This window comes from Wolbachia endosymbiont (group A) of Rhinocyllus conicus (assembly GCF_947250775.1).
Lineage (GTDB): Bacteria > Pseudomonadota > Alphaproteobacteria > Rickettsiales > Anaplasmataceae > Wolbachia.
In genome coordinates this window covers 1,008,312-1,027,701 of record NZ_OX366349.1, presented here as the reverse complement: position 1 = coordinate 1,027,701, position 19,390 = coordinate 1,008,312, and the positions used below count along the sequence as shown (strand labels likewise).

Annotated in this window: 16 protein-coding genes and 3 pseudogenes; 17 read left to right on the top strand and 2 right to left on the bottom strand. The window is 33.6% G+C overall.

The window, feature by feature from the left end:
* Positions 1 to 5: 5 nt before the first annotated feature.
* The 15 genes and pseudogenes from OOK92_RS05150 to OOK92_RS05080 form a co-directional block, all read left to right on the top strand.
* A pseudogene (locus tag OOK92_RS05150) lies at positions 6 to 317 on the top strand (major capsid protein); the annotation flags it as partial.
* Between the two features lie 96 nt (positions 318 to 413).
* Positions 414 to 731, top strand: coding sequence for a head-tail joining protein (locus OOK92_RS05145; RefSeq protein WP_114517895.1), 318 nt, complete (start codon positions 414 to 416; stop codon positions 729 to 731).
* Complete coding sequence (locus OOK92_RS05140) at positions 724 to 1,236, top strand: phage tail protein (RefSeq protein WP_264735443.1); 513 nt, start codon at positions 724 to 726, stop codon at positions 1,234 to 1,236. Before OOK92_RS05145 ends, OOK92_RS05140 begins: the two co-directional genes overlap by 8 nt.
* Complete coding sequence (locus OOK92_RS05135) at positions 1,233 to 1,706, top strand: hypothetical protein (protein WP_253308731.1); 474 nt, start codon at positions 1,233 to 1,235, stop codon at positions 1,704 to 1,706. Before OOK92_RS05140 ends, OOK92_RS05135 begins: the two co-directional genes overlap by 4 nt.
* Entirely contained in the window at positions 1,693 to 2,157 is a 465-nt protein-coding gene (locus OOK92_RS05130; RefSeq protein WP_047759504.1) for a phage baseplate assembly protein V, read from the top strand. The genes OOK92_RS05135 and OOK92_RS05130 overlap by 14 nt, the downstream gene beginning before the upstream one ends.
* Positions 2,154 to 2,408, top strand: a complete 255-nt coding sequence (locus OOK92_RS05125; protein ID WP_226080738.1) for a PAAR domain-containing protein — start codon at positions 2,154 to 2,156, stop codon at positions 2,406 to 2,408. Before OOK92_RS05130 ends, OOK92_RS05125 begins: the two co-directional genes overlap by 4 nt.
* Positions 2,392 to 3,483, top strand: coding sequence for a PDDEXK nuclease domain-containing protein (locus tag OOK92_RS05120; RefSeq protein WP_264735442.1), 1,092 nt, complete (start codon positions 2,392 to 2,394; stop codon positions 3,481 to 3,483). The genes OOK92_RS05125 and OOK92_RS05120 overlap by 17 nt, the downstream gene beginning before the upstream one ends.
* A 7-nt stretch (positions 3,484 to 3,490) precedes the next feature.
* Positions 3,491 to 3,826, top strand: a complete 336-nt coding sequence (locus OOK92_RS05115; protein WP_264735441.1) for a GPW/gp25 family protein — start codon at positions 3,491 to 3,493, stop codon at positions 3,824 to 3,826.
* Between the two features lie 2 nt (positions 3,827 to 3,828).
* Positions 3,829 to 4,629, top strand: a complete 801-nt coding sequence (locus tag OOK92_RS05110) for a baseplate assembly protein (RefSeq protein ID WP_264735440.1) — start codon at positions 3,829 to 3,831, stop codon at positions 4,627 to 4,629.
* Positions 4,629 to 5,769, top strand: a pseudogene (locus OOK92_RS05105) (phage tail protein). The gene OOK92_RS05110 and the pseudogene OOK92_RS05105 overlap by 1 nt, the downstream one beginning before the upstream one ends.
* A gap of 189 nt (positions 5,770 to 5,958) precedes the next feature.
* Positions 5,959 to 6,678, top strand: coding sequence for an ankyrin repeat domain-containing protein (locus tag OOK92_RS05100; RefSeq protein WP_264735439.1), 720 nt, complete (start codon positions 5,959 to 5,961; stop codon positions 6,676 to 6,678).
* Positions 6,679 to 6,716: 38 nt separating this feature from the next.
* Positions 6,717 to 7,190 (top strand): ankyrin repeat domain-containing protein, encoded by a 474-nt coding sequence (locus tag OOK92_RS05095; protein ID WP_264735438.1) that lies wholly within the window; start codon positions 6,717 to 6,719, stop codon positions 7,188 to 7,190.
* A gap of 4 nt (positions 7,191 to 7,194) precedes the next feature.
* Positions 7,195 to 7,626 carry a DUF2924 domain-containing protein gene (locus OOK92_RS05090; protein WP_264735437.1) on the top strand — a complete coding sequence of 144 codons (432 nt, stop codon included), beginning with the start codon at positions 7,195 to 7,197 and terminating at the stop codon, positions 7,624 to 7,626.
* A 2-nt stretch (positions 7,627 to 7,628) separates the two neighbouring features.
* A complete protein-coding gene (locus tag OOK92_RS05085) occupies positions 7,629 to 9,119 on the top strand; it encodes a recombinase family protein (RefSeq protein WP_264735436.1) in 1,491 nt (496 codons plus the stop codon).
* A gap of 145 nt (positions 9,120 to 9,264) precedes the next feature.
* Complete coding sequence (locus tag OOK92_RS05080; protein ID WP_264735435.1) at positions 9,265 to 11,427, top strand: cell envelope integrity protein TolA; 2,163 nt, start codon at positions 9,265 to 9,267, stop codon at positions 11,425 to 11,427.
* 142 nt (positions 11,428 to 11,569) lie between these two features.
* Here OOK92_RS05080 and OOK92_RS05075 read toward each other — a convergent pair whose 3' ends face one another.
* Positions 11,570 to 11,719 (bottom strand): hypothetical protein, encoded by a 150-nt coding sequence (locus OOK92_RS05075; RefSeq protein WP_264735434.1) that lies wholly within the window; start codon positions 11,717 to 11,719, stop codon positions 11,570 to 11,572.
* 18 nt (positions 11,720 to 11,737) lie between these two features.
* Here OOK92_RS05075 and OOK92_RS05070 point away from each other — a divergent pair, with 18 nt between their 5' ends.
* A complete protein-coding gene (locus tag OOK92_RS05070; RefSeq protein ID WP_264735433.1) occupies positions 11,738 to 13,999 on the top strand; it encodes a hypothetical protein in 2,262 nt (753 codons plus the stop codon).
* Positions 14,000 to 14,506: 507 nt separating this feature from the next.
* Here the strand turns inward: OOK92_RS05070 and OOK92_RS05065 are convergent.
* Positions 14,507 to 15,269, bottom strand: a pseudogene (locus OOK92_RS05065) (transposase family protein).
* Between the two features lie 376 nt (positions 15,270 to 15,645).
* On the opposite strand from OOK92_RS05065, the gene OOK92_RS05060 reads away from it, so the two are divergent.
* Positions 15,646 to 19,287, top strand: coding sequence for an ankyrin repeat domain-containing protein (locus OOK92_RS05060; protein WP_264735432.1), 3,642 nt, complete (start codon positions 15,646 to 15,648; stop codon positions 19,285 to 19,287).
* The last annotated feature ends 103 nt before the right edge of the window (positions 19,288 to 19,390 follow it).

Sequence of the window (19,390 nt, the reverse complement as noted above, 5' to 3'; positions counted from 1 at the left end):
TTGGTATGAGGTCAGGATTTACGTTCTGCGGAATCACATTTGAGGAATATAGAGGGCAAGCAACTGATCCTGAAGGAGCCGTGAGAAGATTTATTGACAAAGATACAGGGCACTGTTTTCCACTAGGAACAGCGAGCACATTTACAACATATTTTGCACCAGCAGACTTTAATGAGACAGTAAATACTCTTGGACAGCCACTCTATGCAAAACAAGAACCAAGGAGGTTTGATAGAGGAACTGATTTACATACGCAGTCAAATCCTCTGCCAATGTGCCATAGACCTGGCGTATTAGTAAAAGTCGCTATAGCATAACATACTGGTAGAGTAATTACAAGTTGGTGAGGCACAGAACGACTCTACCGGTATGCGCTTTCTTAGCATGTAAAGGTTAGTATATCAAAAAGAAATATGCAAGAGAATATTAAGCGATTATTGGAGGATTGTTTTAAGCATCTAGGAGTGGAAGCCATATATTGTAATCGAAATAAGGAGGGTATTCGTAGAATAAAAGTGCTAATAAAACGTCCTGAGACTACGTACTCTCTAGGTGCAGATGGAGCATTAACTCAGCAAATTGCTTCTGTAGAAATACGTGATCAGGACGTTACTTCCTTTAGCATAGGCGATTATATCAAGATTGAAAAAAGGTTCTACAAGATTTTTGAACCACCGTTAAAAGATTCTTCGAGTGAAATATGGAAAATTGAAGCAATAGAAAGTGTTTGATATTAAAATTAGTAACAATATTAATGAAATAATCTCCACTATTGAAAGAAAAGAGCAGAAAATAAAACTGGCAGCTATAAAAGCGTTAAACAAAACGGCACTATGGTTAAAAGCGCAAGCAGCTAAGGAAATCAGTGAGGAAAAGCAGATAAAATTAAGTTTGATAAGAAAGAGATTAAGAATTTTTAAGGCGAAAACTAGCAGATTAGACGTGTTGATTAGAGCAAATCTCTATGGCATTAGAGCATCGACAATTGGCAAGATACAAAAAACAAGAAGAGGATCGAAAGTAGGAAAGCATGAGTTTATAGGAGGATTTGCAGCAGTTATGCCAAAAGGAAATAGCGGTATGTTTAAACGTGAAGGAAGAGCAGCATTGCCAATAAAGGAAGTTAAATTGCCATTGGAACCAGAAGCATCAAAAGTAATGAGAGATCTTGTTAATTATGAGGTTGAGAAAGTGTTTACAAAATTTTTTGAACGTGAATTGAGCTATAAAGGATGAATTTGAAAGATTTACATGATAAAATTTGTACCACGCTGAAGAAAGAAATTTCTGCGATACAAACATGCGAAGTATATCCAGCAATAAGGAAAGAATTAGTAGCACCGGCAGTATTTATAGAATTATCAAGTCTAGAGCAAGGAAAAGATCCAGGAACAGAAGAATTAGCTCTGAAAGCAAGATTTGAAGCTAGAATAGTAGTTGATAGCACAATCGAAAATGCTCCTCTTATTGTCAGAACATTAGCTGCCGAGGTGGCAAAAGTTGTAAACAAAAATACATGGAATATAAAAAATGTTTCACCAGGAGAATTTATCTCTGCAGAAATTGACGGATTTAGACCCGAATTAGATGCATATTTGGTGTGGATGGTTGATTGGAGTCATCAGCTTCATTTAGGTAAATCGATATGGACAGAAAATAAGATTAAGCCACATACGATTATAATAGAAGAAAATGTTAGAGAGTAATTTTGCTATTTCAGAGCTGCAAAGAAAGTTAGCAAACATTGTACGAATAGGAGTTGTAAAAGAAGTAGATTATGAGAAAGCAAAAGTAAGAGTGAAGATAGGAGAACTTTTAACAGATTTTCTTCCATGGATAACTTCTAGAGCAGGAGAGGAAAGAAGCTGGCTACCACCAAGCATAAATGAACAGGTAGTAATATTGTCACCATTGGGAGAGTTATCATTAGGAGTAGTACTAGCTGGAATATATCAGCAAAATTATTCTGCTCCAGAGAATAGTGAAATGATTAACAGTTTAGTATTTCAAGATGGAACAAAGTTATTGTATGACAAAGAGAGCAAGAATCTTGAAATTTCTGTAGTGGATAAATTAAATTTCAAAGTAGGAAAATCAGAGATAGAAATGACAAAAAGTGGAATCAAACTGAAAGCAGAAAGGATCGACTTAAATTGAACAAAGGAATAGTGAGGTTAGGAGACTGCTGTGGAGAAGCTATACCACATTTCTGCATTAGCGGCAGTAACAATGTTTTTGTAAATGGTAAGCCAGTTTGCCGAAAAGGAGATAATTTTACAGAAGGTAGAGTATTAATTGAAGGATCAAAAAAAGTGTTTGCAAATGGCTATAGTATAGGAAGAGTTGGAGATTCAATATCTTGTGGTTCTAAAGTAATAAGTGGTAGTAGTAATGTTTTTTCAGGATAAAAATAAACCATCTGCTATACTTACCAAAAGTAAAGTTATGAATATGGATATAACTACTAGCCTATTAGGAGACATTAGTAATTTAATAGATAGAGCAAAGAATCATCTTTCTGTTCAATTCAATTCTACTCTAGTATTGTTAAACTGGGAAATTGGCTCCAGAATTGATCAAGATATTCTAAAGCACAAACGTGCAGATTATGGGAAGCAAATCATCTCCCAACTTGCAAAAGAACTTCAGATTAAATATGGACGTGGTTTTGATAGAGCGTCATTATTTCGTATGGTGCAATTTTCTAAATTCTTTTCTGATCAAGAAATTGTCGCGACACTGTCACAACAATTGAGTTGGTCACATTTTGTAGAAATTATTGCAATTTCTGATGAGCTGAAGCGTAATTATTATATAGAAATGTGTCGTATTGAAAGGTGGAGTGTTAGAGCACTACGTAGTAAAATCGATACTATGTTGTATGAACGTACAGCGCTAGCAAAAAAACCTGAAGAGTTTATAAGAAGGAGTATAAAAAATTTACGTGAAGAAAATATGTTAGCAACAGAATTCATTTTTCATGACCCATACTTCCTTAGCTTCATGGAATTGCCATCAAGTTATAGTGAGACTGATCTAGAAAATACAATCTTGGATGAATTGACAAAATTTTTACAAGAGTTTGGGAGTGATTTTTGTTTTGTAACACGTCAAAAAAGGATGAGTACTAAAACAACTGACAGGTATTTGGACCTGCTATTTTTTCACAGAGGATTAAAACGTCTTATAGCAATAGAACTAAAAATAGGTCGCTTTGAACCAGCTTATAAAGGACAGATGGAATGGTATTTAAATTGGTTAGATAAAAATGAACGAAAAGCAGGTGAAGAAAAACCGTTAGGGATTATTTTATGTGCTGATAAGGATCAAGAGGATATAGAATATCTTGAACTCGAAGGCTCTAATATTCATGTTGCACAGTATTTAACACAGCTTCCTTCTAAAGAAATTCTTGAAAAGAAGTTGAGAAAGGCTATTTCTATAGCACGTGAAAAACATGCAAGTATTAAGTCAGAGCCATGAAAAATATATGAGAGGAATGGATGCTAAAACAGGAAAAGCGTTAGAAGGAATAGAGCACTTAAAGCAATCGATAATTGATATACTGACCACTCCAGTAAACAGTAGAATAATGAGGAGAGATTATGGCTCAAGATTATTTGAATTGGTGGATAAGCCAATAAATAGAGATTTAACTTTGGAAATCTATGCAGCAACAGCAGAAGCACTGGGGAAATTTGAGAAGAGATTTAAGTTAGAAAAAGTAAAGATTGCTGAAGCTAAAGAAGGAAAAATGACTCTTGTACTTGAAGGTATGTATCTTTCAGAAGGCAAATTCATAGGTATTAGTGGAGTAGTTGTTTAGAAATGCAGACATCTAATATTATTGAAAAACTAAGCTATGAGGAAATCTTTTCCAGAATGAAGGAGGAGTTAGTGTGTAGAGATGAAACCTTTTCAGCGTTAGTAGAAAGTGACCCAGCGATGAAGGTATTAGAAGTAGCAGCATGGAGGGAATTGTTACTAAGACAAAGAATAAATGAATCAGTAAAGAGCAATTTACTAAAATTTGCGACAGGAGAAGATCTTGATAATTTAGCTGAGTTTTATGGAGTAGAGAGAGAAAAAGAAGAAGAGGACGAACGATTTAGAAAAAGAATTAAAGCAAAGATAGCAGGTTGGTCAACAGGAGGAAGTAAGGAATATTATAAATATCATGCACTGTCAGCAGATAGTAGAGTAAAAGATGCACTAGTAGAATCACCTATACCAGGGAAAGTACAAATTTCAATCTTATCAACAGAATTATCCATAACTGGCATAGTGTTAGAAGAGCTACTTGAAATTGTAAGAAAGCAAGTTAATAGAGATGATATAAGGGTTTTAACAGATACAGTAACAGTAATTGGTTGCAATATTACGGAAATAGATATTGACAGCAGAATGAGCATAAGTTCTGTAATATCAAAGGAGGAAATTAAGGAACAGTTCATCAAGAAGTTTGAAGCAAGTAGAAGGCTGGGATGGAATGTTACAAGATCATGGATAATAGCGAATTTATTTGTAGATGGTGTAGAAAACGTAGAATTAATCGAGCCAAAAGAGGATGTTGTGGTTCTGGGAAATGAATGTGCAAATTTGAGAAATTTAAAGATTGAGTTGAATTAATGTTACTGCCACCAAATGCAACAAGGCAGGAAAGAGCGCTAGTAGATGCGATAGATTATAAAGTAGATCCAAACTGTATCAGAGGATTTAAGTTTAGTCTTAAAGAAGAAACATTGCCGTGGATAATAGAAGAATATGGTTTAGAAGAGATACTGCGTTGGGTAAAAGATAGAAGAAAAGCCGTAGTAGAAGGAGTAAAATTTCAAAGACTGAGAGGAACTCCAGCATCACTAAAAATAGCACTAAAATGGGCAAATATAGAAGATATTACAATTATTGAGGAGCCACCTGGCAAGCACTTTTTTGAATTACAGATAGGAATAAAAGATGTTCCAAATGACTTTTTTGTGGATGCAGTAGTAGAGCTGGCAAAACTATCACTGCCTGTAAGATCCAGATTGATGAGGATTTTTAACGATTATTATAATGTGCAGAGATTTATATTGGATGAGAGTTTATTTGGAGATCTTCTTTCTGATTATTCAGGGGTAAAAATAGAAAAAGATGGACCAGTGTTATCATTTGGAAGAGTAAATTTTTTCAGGTCTAGTGGTCCAGTTATTAGGGTTATAGAAAACTATCTACGCGATCATTATGAACGAGCTTTAAGCAATGATATATATCGCCTAGATGTAGGAATCCTTGGAGAAACCGAGCCTCACACAAGGGATTATAAAGGCATCTATGAAAGAGATCATTTGTGGTACAACTTAAAAGCACTATATCCATTACCACAGAGTTTATTACCATCGATTAAATTTGCAAAAGCGCAGATAGTATTATCAGACAGTTGGGATTTAGGAGACATAAATACGTGCTTTCCAGTTAGTAGCGTAGAAGAAAGAGGAAATAAATTTGTATTGGGAAGCGATAAACTTTCAGGGCAATATTGGAATTTAAAACACAAGCCAATTTTAGAAAGATTTAGCGTTACTCACAACTATAAAGTAGAAAATTATACAGATCAGAAGGTCAGAAAATATGTTTTAGCAGAACACAACGTTTACTATAAAAATGATTTGGATTCAGAGCAAAAAGACTCAATACACGAATTAGAAAAGCACATTTTAGTTATTTTACCCGGGAGTACTGAAGTGGCATGAACATCGACATTTACACAGAAGTTGGAAAAATAGTTAAGTAATATGTCTAATAAGTTAAGCACTTATATTTAGATCCTCATATATTATATTAATAATAGGTTAAAGTGTATGAAATAAAAAGAAAAAGACTTGCTTTCTCATGCTAAAAAGGACATGACTTGAATAGCAGCAGGTAAATATAAGAAATTTATCTGGTGCTAGAAAAGCTAATTTTGTGAGGTATGAAATGAGTTTTAGCAAGAGTAAGTTTTTTAAAGAAGTATCAAGTAACGGATTTAAAGACATTAATAAAAGAAATGAAGAAGGAGAGACGATATTACACCAAGCAGTAGAAATCTCTGATTACAAAACAGTGAGATTATTAATAAAAAAAGGGGCAGAGGTTAATGCAAGAGATAAAAATGGTTATACGCCACTACACTGTGCAGTATTCGCAAAAAGTTTAGAAAATGTAAAAGTGCTGCTAAGGGAAGGAGCAGAAGTAAATGCCACTCAATATGTCACTGGATGTACGCCACTCCACTCTGCGTGCAAGATGGGAGGAGCAGGAGTTGAAATAATAAAAGAGCTAGTAGAAGCAGGGGCTGAAGTTAATCAACTAAATAAATATGGTGCAACACCAATGTATTACATCTGGGAAAGTGAAAAGTATTGTTTATGTGATAGCGAAGAAAGTGAAAAGGCAAGTAAATTTTTAAGAGAAAAAGGAGGAATAACAAAAAGTAGAGAACTGACGTGCTATGGAATAGAGGGGCTAGTGGGAGAAATAGCAGACATGTTGAATGGGAGCTACATGCCGGAGCTAAAAATAATAGAGATAGGAGAAATAAGGAAGAGAGACAAATCGCTAATAAAGGAAGAATGTAAAAATTTAGCAAGCAAAATAATGAGCCAAGTGAACGAAATGATAGATGAGGTAGAAAATGTAGTAGGAAGAAAGGCTTAAAAAGGGGACTTGATTTTAAAGAAAAGGTGAGGTGGATTATGTTAAAGATTGGCAAATTTAATAAATCAGCAAAAGAATTATTAGAGAACTCATTTAAAAGTATTTATGCAAGAGACGAAAAAGGCAGAACAGTTCTACATTACGCAGTAGACGCAAAAACAGTGAGATTATTAGTTGAAAAAGGAGCGAATGTGAATGCAACAGATATAGGAGGATATACGGCACTGCACCTAGCGGTAACGGAGAAACGTTTAGAAGTCGTGAGGGAATTGATAAAATCAGGAGGGAATGTAAATGCTGAAGAGTATGGCAATAAATGCACTCCATTGCACCTTGCATGTATGGTGGGGAAAGTTGAAATAGTAAAAGAGTTAGTGGAAGCAAGAGCAGAAATAGAGCAAGAAGATAAGTTCGGAATAACAGCAATGGATTATGCGAAAAATAGTAAAGAGATAACCGAGGTATTAAAGAAAGAAACGGACAGAATTGAAAAGCTATTTATGAAGGGCTAAAAATATGGAGAAAGAAATAGAAAAGAAAGTAATGAATTTGGAGAAAAAAGCGTTGGTAGAGTTGAGAAGAATATGGAAGAAGGTACATGGAGAAGAAGCGCCTAGATACTCAAAGAAATATCTGATACCAAGATTAGCTTATAGAATGCAGGAAAAAGCGTATGGAGAAATGTCAAGAAAAGGATTAAAAAGACTAGAGTATCTGGCAGATCGGCTAGAGAAGGGAAAAAGAATAAGTAGTGACAAACTGCCAGTAGCAGGAACAGAGCTAATATTAGAGAGAGGGGAAGAAACGCATGCGGTAATGGTAACAGATAAGGGTTTAATCTACAGAGAAGAGTTTTACACGTCATTGTCAGCAGTAGCCGGAAAAATAATGGGAATGAGTTACAACGGACCTTTATTGTTTGGAATGCGTGATAAAAATGGAAGTTGAAAATGCTGAAAGAAGTAAGATGCGCGATATATACAAGAAAATCAAATGAGGATGGACTAGAACAAAAGTTTAACAGTCTTGATGCACAGCGAGTAGCATGTGAGAAGTACATAAAGAGCAGAGAAGGCTGGGTAGCATTGGCAAAAAGGTACGATGATGGAGGTTTCTCAGGAAAGAATTTAGAAAGACCAGCAATAAAGGAATTATTTGAAGATGTAAAGGCAGGAGAAGTAGATTGTGTAGTAGTATATACGCTAGATAGATTATCAAGAGAAACAAAAGACAGCATAGAAGTTACATCATTTTTTAGAAGACATAGAGTAAATTTTGTAGCAGTAACGCAGATATTTGACAATAATACGCCAATGGGAAAGTTTGTACAAACGGTATTATCAGGAGCAGCACAGCTAGAAAGAGAGATGATAGTAGAGAGAGTAAAAAATAAAATAGCAACATCAAAAGAGCAGGGGTTATGGATGGGTGGAACTTTGCCGCTAGGGTATGATGTAAAAGATAAAGAATTAATAATAAATGAGAAAGAAGCGAAAATAGTAGGGCACATATTTGAAAGATATTTGGAGCTGAAGTCAATGGCAGAGTTGGCGAGAGAGTTAAATAGCCAAGGGTACCGTACGAAAGGAAAATCAGATATCTTTAAAAAAGCGACAGTGAGAAGAATAATAACAAATCCAATATATGTGGGAAAAATCAGACATTATGAGAAAGAGTATGAAGGAAAGCATGAAGCAATAATAGAAGAGGAAAAGTGGAAAAAAGCACAGGAATTGATAATGAATCAACCATATAGAAAAGCAAAATATGAGGAAGCATTGCTTAGAGGAATAATTAAATGCAAGAGCTGTGATGTAAATATGACGCTGACGTATGCAAAAAAAGAGAATAAGAGATATCGATATTACGTATGCAACAATCATTTAAGGGGAAAAGGTTGTGAATCAGTAAATCGAACAGTAGTAGCCGGAGAAGTAGAAAAAGAAGTAATGAAGAGAGGAGAACACCTATATGAAAAATGGGGAGAAAAGGTGGAGAAATGGGAAAATTTAAGTTTTGGAAAGCAGAAAGAAGTAGTGAAAAAGTTAATAAAGGGAGTAATGGTAAAAGAAGATGGAATAGAAGTGAGTTCAGAGGATAAGGTGGAATTTATACCAATAAAAAAGAAAGGAAACAAATGTACAGTAGTAGAGCCAGAAGGAAAAACAAATAATGTACTACTGAAAGCAGTGGTAAGAGCTCATTTGTGGAAACGGCAACTAGAAGAGGGAAAATATTCAAGTGTGAAAGAGCTGAGTGCCAAAATTAATATAGGTACAAGACGTATACAACAAATTTTAAGGTTGAATTATTTAGCACCAAAAATTAAAGAAGATATAGTAAATGGGAGGCAGCCAAGGAGTTTGAAGTTAGTTGATTTAAGAGAAATACCGATGCTGTGGAGTGAGCAAGTGGAGAAATTTTATGGATTAGCATCGTAACGTTTATAAAAGTAACAAGAAGAACTGAGGGAACGTTCAAAAAAGAAAACACTTCTGTTTATTAAAAATTTATGCAAAAAAAAAGTTGTTGATTTGTGGTTTAATGATAGTTAAGGTATGCTTATTGTATAGCTAGAGAGGTAGTATGCCTAATTTTTTTGACAAGCAATTTAGTGAACAGGTAAAAGCAGCGATAGATAGAAATGATCCTAAGTTACTGCAGATATTATTGAGCACTAAATATTGTCAATTATGGGAAGATTGGCTTACTCACTCCATACTTTCTTATAAAGTTATTGGAATAACTCAAACTTTAAAATATCAGTTGCCTATTAATATAATTGCTGCACAAAAACAAGTTTTAGACAAAAACTTCGGCCGTCTTATACATGGCAGGTTACCGACCAGAAGTAACATTGCACAGCCTGATGAACTTTTAGATGTAAGAGCGAGTAATTATGATGTAGAAAAAGTAAATAAAGAATTAGAAAATGTGGAGCGGGAAATACTAGAAAGATATAAGGGTTTTAAGCATGAAACTGTAGAAAATAAATATCAAGTATTCAACGTGCAAGACATGTTTGATCCAGCAGGAAGATTTGTTTATTCTTATGATGGCGATGATTATACAGAAGGGAATAAGTATTTAAAGGAAATTACTGAAGCATTTAAGAGCAACCTTGCTTTGCAGCCAGTATTAAAGTTAGATGTATCCGATCATTATAATAAAGTATATGGTGATATGTATACAAAGATTACTCAAGAATATCAGTTGAGAATTAGAAATGGTCAGGCAATCCGTCTTTTGTATGAAGGTAATGAATCACTAGTAAAAAAGCTTGATGGTTTAAGGGATGGTGATAATAAATTAAGATCGATATTAACCAGTATTAGTAAAGAAGTAGTGAATGGAATACGTAATGGTGAATTTATTGAAGAAGTCTATGATAAATTAATCGATAACGTACTTAATGCTGCAATTGAAGAAGGACATCATCCTTTATATCAAGAATTTAACAACATAGAAGGAGATAAGGAGCAAAAGATTGGAATAATAAAAGAAAGAATAAAGAAAGAGGTCAAGAAAAACAATCGGCATCAACTTTTGAAAGAGTATATGGAATATGCTGCTGATAAAGATCAACCTAGTATGCATATCATAAGTGTGTTGATAGTTAACGGTTCATCTTTATTAGCAAGTTGTATTATAGATTCTGGAACGAATCAATCAATTACAGTAAAGGAGAGGTTGCAAAGATTGGGGGGAGAATATAAAGCTCTAATAGATAAATCGATTTTTACAGTAATGAGAAAGGTTCATAAATTGCTATTTGATTTTTCGATTGTAGGAAAGGAAGAAGTAGATTTACTTAAACTAGTATCAGAAACTCCTTCTGAGGACGGGTCTTTTGTAAAAAGTGGGGAGAAGGTGCCATTACTAAATGAGATAGGTGGTCAGGGTGAAAGAGAGTTCATGAGTCTATTAAAAAGTTGCGTAGAAAATATTAATACTCGTAATACTTCATTTTTTGGTTCAATTTTAGAATTTTTTGTAGGTAAAGCTGAGCCATCTGAAAAAGATCGTGAAGAGGCATATGCCAAACTTTATGAGTGTATCGAGGTTGGTTACTTAGCAATAAGAACAGGATGTGATAGAGTAATAGTGGATTATATAAGTGAGATAGAAGAGGAAGCAAGAAAATCTAACAATCCATATCTGAAGAAGTTGTATAAGAACTTTCTCACGCTTTTATATGATTATAATGACCTGCCTAAATCAATGTATATTGCTAGGTTTTGTAGATATATTTCCCGTACAATAACCTGGAGTCCAGCATGGGAGGAAATATTAACAGGACCTGGTTATCGTACAGATGTAGGAGAATGGTCAAAAAACAAGTTTGAAGAGGTAGAAAAAGCAGAGAGAGATGAAGTGAGTATAAGACTAGCAGAATCAGAAGCTAGCAACAGAGCATCAGAGCAAAGTAGAGAACAAGAAGCTCAAGCAAGACAAAGGGCAGAGCAAGAGGCAGAACAAAATGCTCAAAGGGCAGAACAAGAAACTCAAGCGAGACAAAGGGCAGAGCAAACGGCAGAACAAGAAGCTCAAGCAAGACAAAGGGCAGAGCAAACGGCAGAACAAGAAGCTCAAAGGGCAGAACAAGAGGCTCAAAGAGCAGCTAGACTTGAAGAGATGTTAAGAAGAATGGGAGTCGATCCAGGTAGGCTTTGTTGCATCGCTAGCTATGATGGATTAAAGATAAAAAAGATGGAGAATATCAGTAGCTTATTATTCTGGTATTTATAACAAGAACGGTCAGTGAATACCTAAATTTGAGTAAAAGAAATTTCACTACCACTCACTAATCCGGCTAAAATTCAAGAATTTCAATGCTTTAGCTATTTTCAATAGAATTAAGTTTATTAATATAAATAATAAATTACTATTCTTAAATTTGATCAGATTGATTGCAAAAAAACAAGATTTTCAATAGGTTGCTTATAATCCTAGCTATAGTTAGCCTTTCATAAGTAGCGATGCAACAAAGCCATCCAGGTACTGCTTTGGATGATGTAAATGTAAGCCAAGGTGGAAGCACAGAAGTTGAGAGAGGTTAATGGAACCAATTTTTCCTGAATATACATTTGGTAGTGTTAGTTTACCTTTATGGCAAAACAATATAATTAGACGTTTTTCTGAACACAGAAAATATCGGGTACTTTTGTGGGAGTTTGGTCCTACTTTATTTGAGCATTTATGCAAACAAAAAGGTTTTGATTCTAAGGTACTACTACAAAAGAATAAAGATGGTGAAGTATTAGAAAATGAAAGCCTGATGTTACTTGAAGCATTTGGTGAAATGAAAGTGTATTGGTGGTGGCCATGGAGTAAGAAAATAAAAGATGTTGAGCTGACTAAAGAACAGTGGGAAAGAGCGATAAATTACGATAGCTACTCTTTTTTGCAGAGGTTAATGCTTAGTGTATTTACAAATGTGATAGTACATCAATGGAATATTGTTCAATATGGATATATTTATAATTATCAACAGCTAACAAAGGAGGGATGTATGCTAAATGTAGGAAAAAAAGTATTAGGAGGAGTAGCTACAGCGTTAGGAGTAGAAAATACGACATTAGGGGCAGGAGTAACAATGGGTATAGCAGGGATAATAGCTGCAGGTTCTTCTTATCTTATTGGTAGAAATAATGCAGAAGTAGGGACGCTAGCAATAGCAGGTAAGTTTAGTAATCTGATTAGGGCAGTTATTTTAAGTAATAACATTGATAATGATTCTAATGCCACTTTAAATAAATTACTGGAATCATTTGAATTAAAATGGTTGCTAATGAATCTTGATATAAGCCTGAAAGATGTAGAAGCGGGTAAAAAGAGTAAAGAAGAACATAACAGATATGCTAAGGATAGAATTAATGATATTAAGAGACTGTCATTAAAGTATCATCCAGATGTGCAAGCAGGTATACAAAATGCAAATAGTATACAACAGAAAATTAATGCAATACTGAAAGCGCTAAATAATGTACATGATTATGTAATGAAAGAAAAGCAAGGGTATGGTTACATATATAGATTATTTGGAGAAATTTCAGTCAATCTAATTAATAGCGGTCAAGATTTATTTAAGCTAATCAATATAGCTGCATGTAATAAGTTGCATTATATAGCGTATTGGGAAGAAGGAAGGTTAATGGAATCAAGGAATCAATATTTGGAAGAAGTAAGAGAGCACTATATAAAGCCATTAAAAAATAACTTAGGTTTTTTGAAAAAGATACTTAATAAGGAAATGTCTATAAGAGAAGCAAGAAACATTCTTGACTCAACAAAAGGGATAAGAAAGAAATTTGAACAACGTAATGAAGAGTATCAAAAATTCTATGAAGAGATTTGGATAGAAAATCTAAAATCGTTAAGTAAGGAATGTAAAAATTCTAAAGAGTTGGAGATAATAAAATTGGAAGTGGGTAAGTTATTAAAAGAGGGTGAAGCACAATACAAAATATTGAAGAGTCACAAAAAAGATAAAGTACAACCTGATGAAGTATTTGTAGAGCCAATATTGGAGTATTCTGATTTAATAAATTCATACTACAAATTGATAGTAAAATTGTGTGAGAATATAGAAAATTGTTTCCGTTGGGATAATAGTGATTTTTTTGAGCAACAGAAATTTGTGTTAGGAGCAGATGAAACTGAATTTACTGAAATAAGTAAGGAGTATATAAAAAAGCTCTCGTGTCAGGAATTATTCAAATTTGCAAACCTTATGGTAAATTACTATTATAATAGGGAAAATTGCAAAGGGTTACAAGAGGTGGTAGGTAAGTATTACAACGGCGGCAATCTAAAAAGGAGAGAAATAGGAAATATATCAGTTTTTGCGCTAAATCAGTTAACAGATTTGCTTGAAAAAAAGTTTGAGAAAAAAGAAACCTTTTTTGAAAAAGAGAAGAAAAGAACAAAAAAAGCAATAGAAGAATCAAATGATATAAGGAGGCGCATAGAAGAAATAGAAATTAGAATTAGAGCATCAGAACAAAGTATCGAACAGTCAATTCAGGCAAGACAAAGGGCAGAGCAAACGGCAGAACAAGAAGCTCAAAGGGCAGAACAAGAAGCTCAAGCAAGACAAAGGGCAGAGCAAACGGCAGAACAAGAAGCTCAAGCAAGACAAAGGGCAGAGCAAGAGGCAGAACAAAATGCTCAAAGGGCAGAACAAGAGGCTCAAAGAGCAGCTAGACTTGAAGAGATATTAAGAAGAATGGGGGTAGATCCAGATACTGCTTTGGATGATGTAAATGTAAGTCAGGGTGCAAGTGCAGGAATTGGGAAAGGTAGTGGGGCTGGTGTATAAGTTTTTTGAGTGGTTTTTTCAAGTATGCAAGAGAGAGCACTAGGTAGGAGTTACAAGCTTTTTTATTGGTAGAATATTTTCAAAAGGTTCTCTCATTTAGCATCACAAAAAATTCAATTATTGACTCTTTCTAAAATTGCAAAAAAGATCGTATATTTGTGAGAACAAGCAGCGTGAAAATAAGGTTATAAAAGTAGAAGCTTGCAATTTTTGCAACAAAATCAGGCAAAACAGTTCGTATGTAGATTTAGTAAAAGTGAGCCAATATGGCTGATTTTTGCGTATAGTAAAGTTGCCATATAAAAAAGTTCGTATGTATCATTTGGTAGACCAACCCATCCCAAAAAAACTTGTTCTCACACTTGTTGTTTTTAATTGCTGAAAACGGTTGCATTGTTTGCGTTTTTAATAATTTTTTTAATAAATTAATAGTAATTTATTTCAAAATAACAGAAGATCTGCCGCGAATCAAGTAGTAAGAAAAAGGAAGGATAGAATCAAGGGTAGCTAAAAGGTGTGCTTAAGATTTATGATGCCAGCAATAATATTAAACTCAAATTGTATTTCTTCTGAAAGCTTCGGTAAACATATGACATAATTTTAAATATTTTTATTTCGTGAATCTTATCTTTCTACTCTCATTCTAAAAGATGCTAACCTTCTGTTATGCTCCTTCTGTTGTGGAGTTAATGGCTTTTTATGATGCTTTTTGTATGGAATTACAGCATTATTTCTGCTAACCTTAATATCCAGAATCAGCATATTTCAAGCTATCGATTGGTAACTGTTTCCTTACACGAAAATTATTAATTCTGCCACGGTGTGACTTTGACACTGATAAAATTCTTCCACCTTCTTCCATAAGAATCTCAGTTTTCATAGTGTTGGTTCTTTTTTTCTGAATATGATTTTTTCTGTTTCTGACTATTTTTTGGTTTCTGCATTGGTTGTTCCATCACATCAGCCAGAATCTTTAGTATTTTTTCTGGTGTTATACGTCTATCTTTTGTTATAGTCACTCTTTTTGCAAGCAATGGCTCCATTTTCTTCAGTAACCTACATATATTTATGTTGTGTGCGTTAAACAAGCACTCTAAAAATCTATGTGTTATGTAAGTGCGGTAGTACAGAATTACGCAGAATATTTTTTCTTCCAAAGCTGTTAGCTATGATCTTCTGTCATGGCACTTTTTCTGTTTTTCAACTTTTTCCACTCAGGACTCACTTTTTCCACCATCTTTTCAAACTCTTCTGTAGTTAGGCCTTTTATGTTACGAAAGTTCCTTGGTACTTCCTTATGTTATAGTAATTAAAGTTCATTTTTTACCTCACCAAATTTGCCTATTCTCTTTCCACCTCACTCAGACTATTTTATCTCTCTCTTTTGCAGTAGGTCTAGAGAAATTTATGATAGTTTTATTCTTTAAAAGGAATAAGATTCTTCTGATAAATATCATCCTTTTTATAAAAAACATATCTACGCTAAATGGATACAAAAATATTCCTAACTTCTTCACCACTTTCTCTGATAAGATTAATTTTGACATGTTAAAGAAAGGTGTTTCGTTTAATTGACTAAGGAATTCAATCTTGCTATCATTAGTATATACAACCCTTATGAGAAGGGCTATAAAAATGGGGGTGTTATGTTAATTTCGGAACAACAGGTCATTAATGATAAATTGCTCAAATCTTCGGTGGATGTATACAATAACTATTTACTTTTATATAAGTTAAACGAATTAAAACTAGAAAACAGCGAATCATTGAAGTCAGCAATCTCTTATGCAATTGATCAAAATCAAAATGAAGTTAAATTTGGTTTAGAAGGTAAAGAATATAGTATTTCTATAAAAGAGGATAAAAATAACAAATATAATCTTGAAGTTATAGGTAATTATGATAGTCCAAAAATTAAAGATATAAGTCAATATAACGGGAAGAACGTAATTGAAATATGGGCTAAGAGCAAAGTATCTTTTGAAAAGAGTTCAAACAATAATCATGCATTTGCTGTTGAAATAAAAGATAAAGCTAGAAATCAAGATTTAAAAATTGGCGGCCAGGGCAAGAAAGTTCCCTTTAGTTTGCGTTTTGCAAATTTTTATAGAGTGATAAAAATATTAAAAGATACAAATACAAAACTGCAAGAAAAACTGAGATTAGCAAATAATATGGCAACAGGTTCAGGTAAAACAGGTGATATAGCAATGTTGAAACTTTCCTGTTATCTTGCAAGTATTCCATGTATTACAGTAGTACCAACAGAGGCTTTAAAAGAACAAGCAAGTAATTTTGATAAAGAGTTTTTGCCTAATAAAGTTGCACAAGAATTTGCTGAACCTTTTTCTGAAACAAATGCTGAGTATGCAACTACAACTTTTTCTGAAGTGTTTAACACGGAATGGAATTTGCTTAATAACACATATGGTAAAAATAAAAGTAAACCAGCATTGATTCTTACCGATGAAGCTCCAAATTTAAAAGGTAACGTGGTTTATTTAGCTCGCGCAAAAGAAATATCAAAATACAATCCTATTGCAATCTTTACAGCAACGCCTGATAAATTTTTAAGCGAAGAATTTAATATATCAGACAGAAATCAAATCTTACTTTCTCCAAAAGAAAGAGCAGAGCTTGGAATTGGAAAGTTGCCTAGAGTATACCTTGATCCAATTAAATTTCTAGGAGAGAGCGTAATAGAAGCATACATAAAAAAAGTAGATAATACTCATGAAAAACTTAGCTCTTGTGATAATGCAATAGCTAAATTTCAGGAGGAACGGAAAGAGATGTCAGATTTGTCTAATTCATTCCTAAATTTGATTAATGAGAGCCTGGATAGTCAAGCTTATAAAACCGCTCTTATTGCAGTTGAACAAAGAGATTCACTCGAAATTAGACAAAATATTTTTTTTAGTAAAAGAGAACAAAATCGAAAAGAAGAGAAGAGAAAATCATTTGTGAGTGCCATTCGTGAACTGGAATTAGGTTTAGAAGACAGTGAGATAGAATCATTAGTAAATGAAAATTTGAACATTGAAGTTGGCAAGAAATTATATCGATCAATTAAACTGCACAACATAATTGACACTTTCAATGAGTATAAGAAAAGTGGAATGGAAGTTAGAGAAGAGGAGGTGAGTAAATTTATTAAGGATAAATATGGTATTGTTGATTATGTTGACCATGAATACCAACATGATAATTTACCTTATAACAAAGAGCTTACAAGATCTATATGTACATTAGACACTATTGAAGTTCAATATCAAGAAAGTATAGAACGTAATTATCCAGGTGATAAAAAATTTCACGAACATATGTTTAAAACCTATCCTAAGCTCACAGCCTTTTGTGAAAACGATCTATGCTTAAGTTATTTTCAAGATAGTTTTGGATTATGCTATACAAGTAAAAAAAATGCAAATCTTCTAAATATGGTTAAAGCAGGGTTTGTTCCTGTTACTCTTTCTAAAGAGTTAGGAATTGGCATTGATGCTCCAAGGTTGAACAGTGCCGCTGCTATAATAACTTCTTTCTCGGATATTTTAGACCCTATGTTTTTACTTCAACTTATGGGAAGAATTGGAAGGAATGTAAGTAGCAGTGGTTTGTGTTATTTCGATCTGTTCACAACCACTAAAAGTTTCTTAAATGTTTCTAATATCGTTAATCTTTCAGGCAAAGATCTATGTAAAGCATTACTAGATAGCTACCAAGAATATATAATAAGTATGGACTATATTATTGAAGCAAAATCTAGAGCTCTCTGTGATTTCATAATGGGGACCATTAATGAGTATGAGGAAGAAAGAGAAATACTGAAACTAAAACCAAGGGTTTGGAATTATATTAATGCTGTGGATTCTTATATTATAAAGGAGTTTAAAAATATAAATATTAATTATGGTTTCAATAAAGAAATTTCTATGAAACTCTTTACTAAAGTTTTAAAGAGTGCTTACTCGAAACTTAAAAATTTTCATACTTATTGCATCATTGCTGATAACGTAATAGATGGGGTTATAGAAATGTTAGAGTCTCAGAACGCAAGTATACAAGTTAGGGATTATATTAATGATGGAATTCCTTCATTAGTCTTGTGGGTGAGGAAAATAATTCAAACACAGCCAATTTGTGGTGATGAGTTATTGAATGCAGATTCGAGGTATAAAGATCCTATATTTATAAAACAGAATACAAAGGATGAATATAAAAAAGTCATAGAAGATATTGAATCTTACGCACACAAATCTAGAGATATTAGAGTTAAATTACCTCACGTTAAAAAAGAATCTCCTGCATTTAAATTGCAGGAAGAATACCACATGCGAGCTGTTTGTGCTATTGACGGTTTGGCAGATGGTGAAGGTAATATAAAAGAAGCTATCAGTAAAATAGAAAAACTAGATATTAATTATGCAAATCCTGACGAAAACGGAGGATTTATTATACGCCTTGCTCTTATATATCCAGAAATATTAAGTTATTTTATAAAAAATGGATTAAATGTTAGTGATGATAAACTTAATCTAGTAATTTCTATTTGTAAAAGAAGAGCTACTCCAGAGGCCAATAAAGTATTGGAAATGCTTATAGAAAAAGGAGCGAAAGTTGACGCTCAAGATGATCATGGGAACACAGCTCTCCACGCTGCTTGTAAGAATGGTTACAGGGGACTTGCAGAAATCCTAATAGAAAATGGAGCAAATGTTACAGGTGGAAATAAAGAAGGTCACACACCTTTATACTTGGCCGCTCAAAATGACGACCTAAGTTGTGCTAAATTTTTAATTGAATGGCTATTAAAAGCAGATTCTAATATAGAAATGCCTCTTCTACTTAACGAGGACAAAGAATTATTAGAACATTGGAGTTCTTGTAAGAAGAATATCATAAAACGCTCAACTTCTAGTTTTCAAGTGAACCAGCCTCAAAGAACAAGATCTATAGTAGCTAGTAATACTTCTAATTCGGGCAGCAAGGTAACTACAACAAGTAAATCACTACCAGTAAGTATACTACAACCAGGAAGTACTGCGAGTGAAGATCGAAGCCTGGCTCAGAAATCTAACAGGAAATATATAATTGGTGGTTGTATATTAGTTGGTGGAGTTTTATTAGGTTTAGCAATAATTTACCTTGCAGTACCCTCTACTTTAACTATTATAGCTTCAATCGCAGTGTTTGCAGCTGCTGTAGGTTTAGCATCATGGTATGTAAGTAGTAAGTTATCTAATGTTTCTTATGAGTCAAAACAATGTCCATCAGTACAAATTATTTGAATCTAAAAACTTGTTGATGCTATGCAATAGACCAACCCATCCCAAAAAAACTTGTTCTCGCGTATGCTGATTGTGGTTATTAGAAACAGCTAGATCACTTAAA

Excerpts from the sequence above, each read along its gene's own strand:
- OOK92_RS05135 (WP_253308731.1), top strand. The coding sequence starts at position 1,233 with ATGAATTTGAAAGATTTACATGATAAAATTTGTACCACGCTGAAGAAA.
- OOK92_RS05145 (WP_114517895.1), top strand. The coding sequence starts at position 414 with ATGCAAGAGAATATTAAGCGATTATTGGAGGATTGTTTTAAGCATCTA.
- OOK92_RS05110 (WP_264735440.1), top strand. The coding sequence starts at position 3,829 with ATGCAGACATCTAATATTATTGAAAAACTAAGCTATGAGGAAATCTTT.
- OOK92_RS05090 (WP_264735437.1), top strand. The coding sequence starts at position 7,195 with ATGGAGAAAGAAATAGAAAAGAAAGTAATGAATTTGGAGAAAAAAGCG.
- OOK92_RS05060 (WP_264735432.1), top strand. The coding sequence starts at position 15,646 with ATGTTAATTTCGGAACAACAGGTCATTAATGATAAATTGCTCAAATCT.
- OOK92_RS05130 (WP_047759504.1), top strand. The coding sequence starts at position 1,693 with ATGTTAGAGAGTAATTTTGCTATTTCAGAGCTGCAAAGAAAGTTAGCA.
- OOK92_RS05080 (WP_264735435.1), top strand. The coding sequence starts at position 9,265 with ATGCCTAATTTTTTTGACAAGCAATTTAGTGAACAGGTAAAAGCAGCG.
- OOK92_RS05100 (WP_264735439.1), top strand. The coding sequence starts at position 5,959 with ATGAGTTTTAGCAAGAGTAAGTTTTTTAAAGAAGTATCAAGTAACGGA.
- OOK92_RS05070 (WP_264735433.1), top strand. The coding sequence starts at position 11,738 with ATGGAACCAATTTTTCCTGAATATACATTTGGTAGTGTTAGTTTACCT.
- OOK92_RS05120 (WP_264735442.1), top strand. The coding sequence starts at position 2,392 with ATGTTTTTTCAGGATAAAAATAAACCATCTGCTATACTTACCAAAAGT.
- OOK92_RS05085 (WP_264735436.1), top strand. The coding sequence starts at position 7,629 with ATGCTGAAAGAAGTAAGATGCGCGATATATACAAGAAAATCAAATGAG.
- OOK92_RS05095 (WP_264735438.1), top strand. The coding sequence starts at position 6,717 with ATGTTAAAGATTGGCAAATTTAATAAATCAGCAAAAGAATTATTAGAG.
- OOK92_RS05115 (WP_264735441.1), top strand. The coding sequence starts at position 3,491 with ATGAGAGGAATGGATGCTAAAACAGGAAAAGCGTTAGAAGGAATAGAG.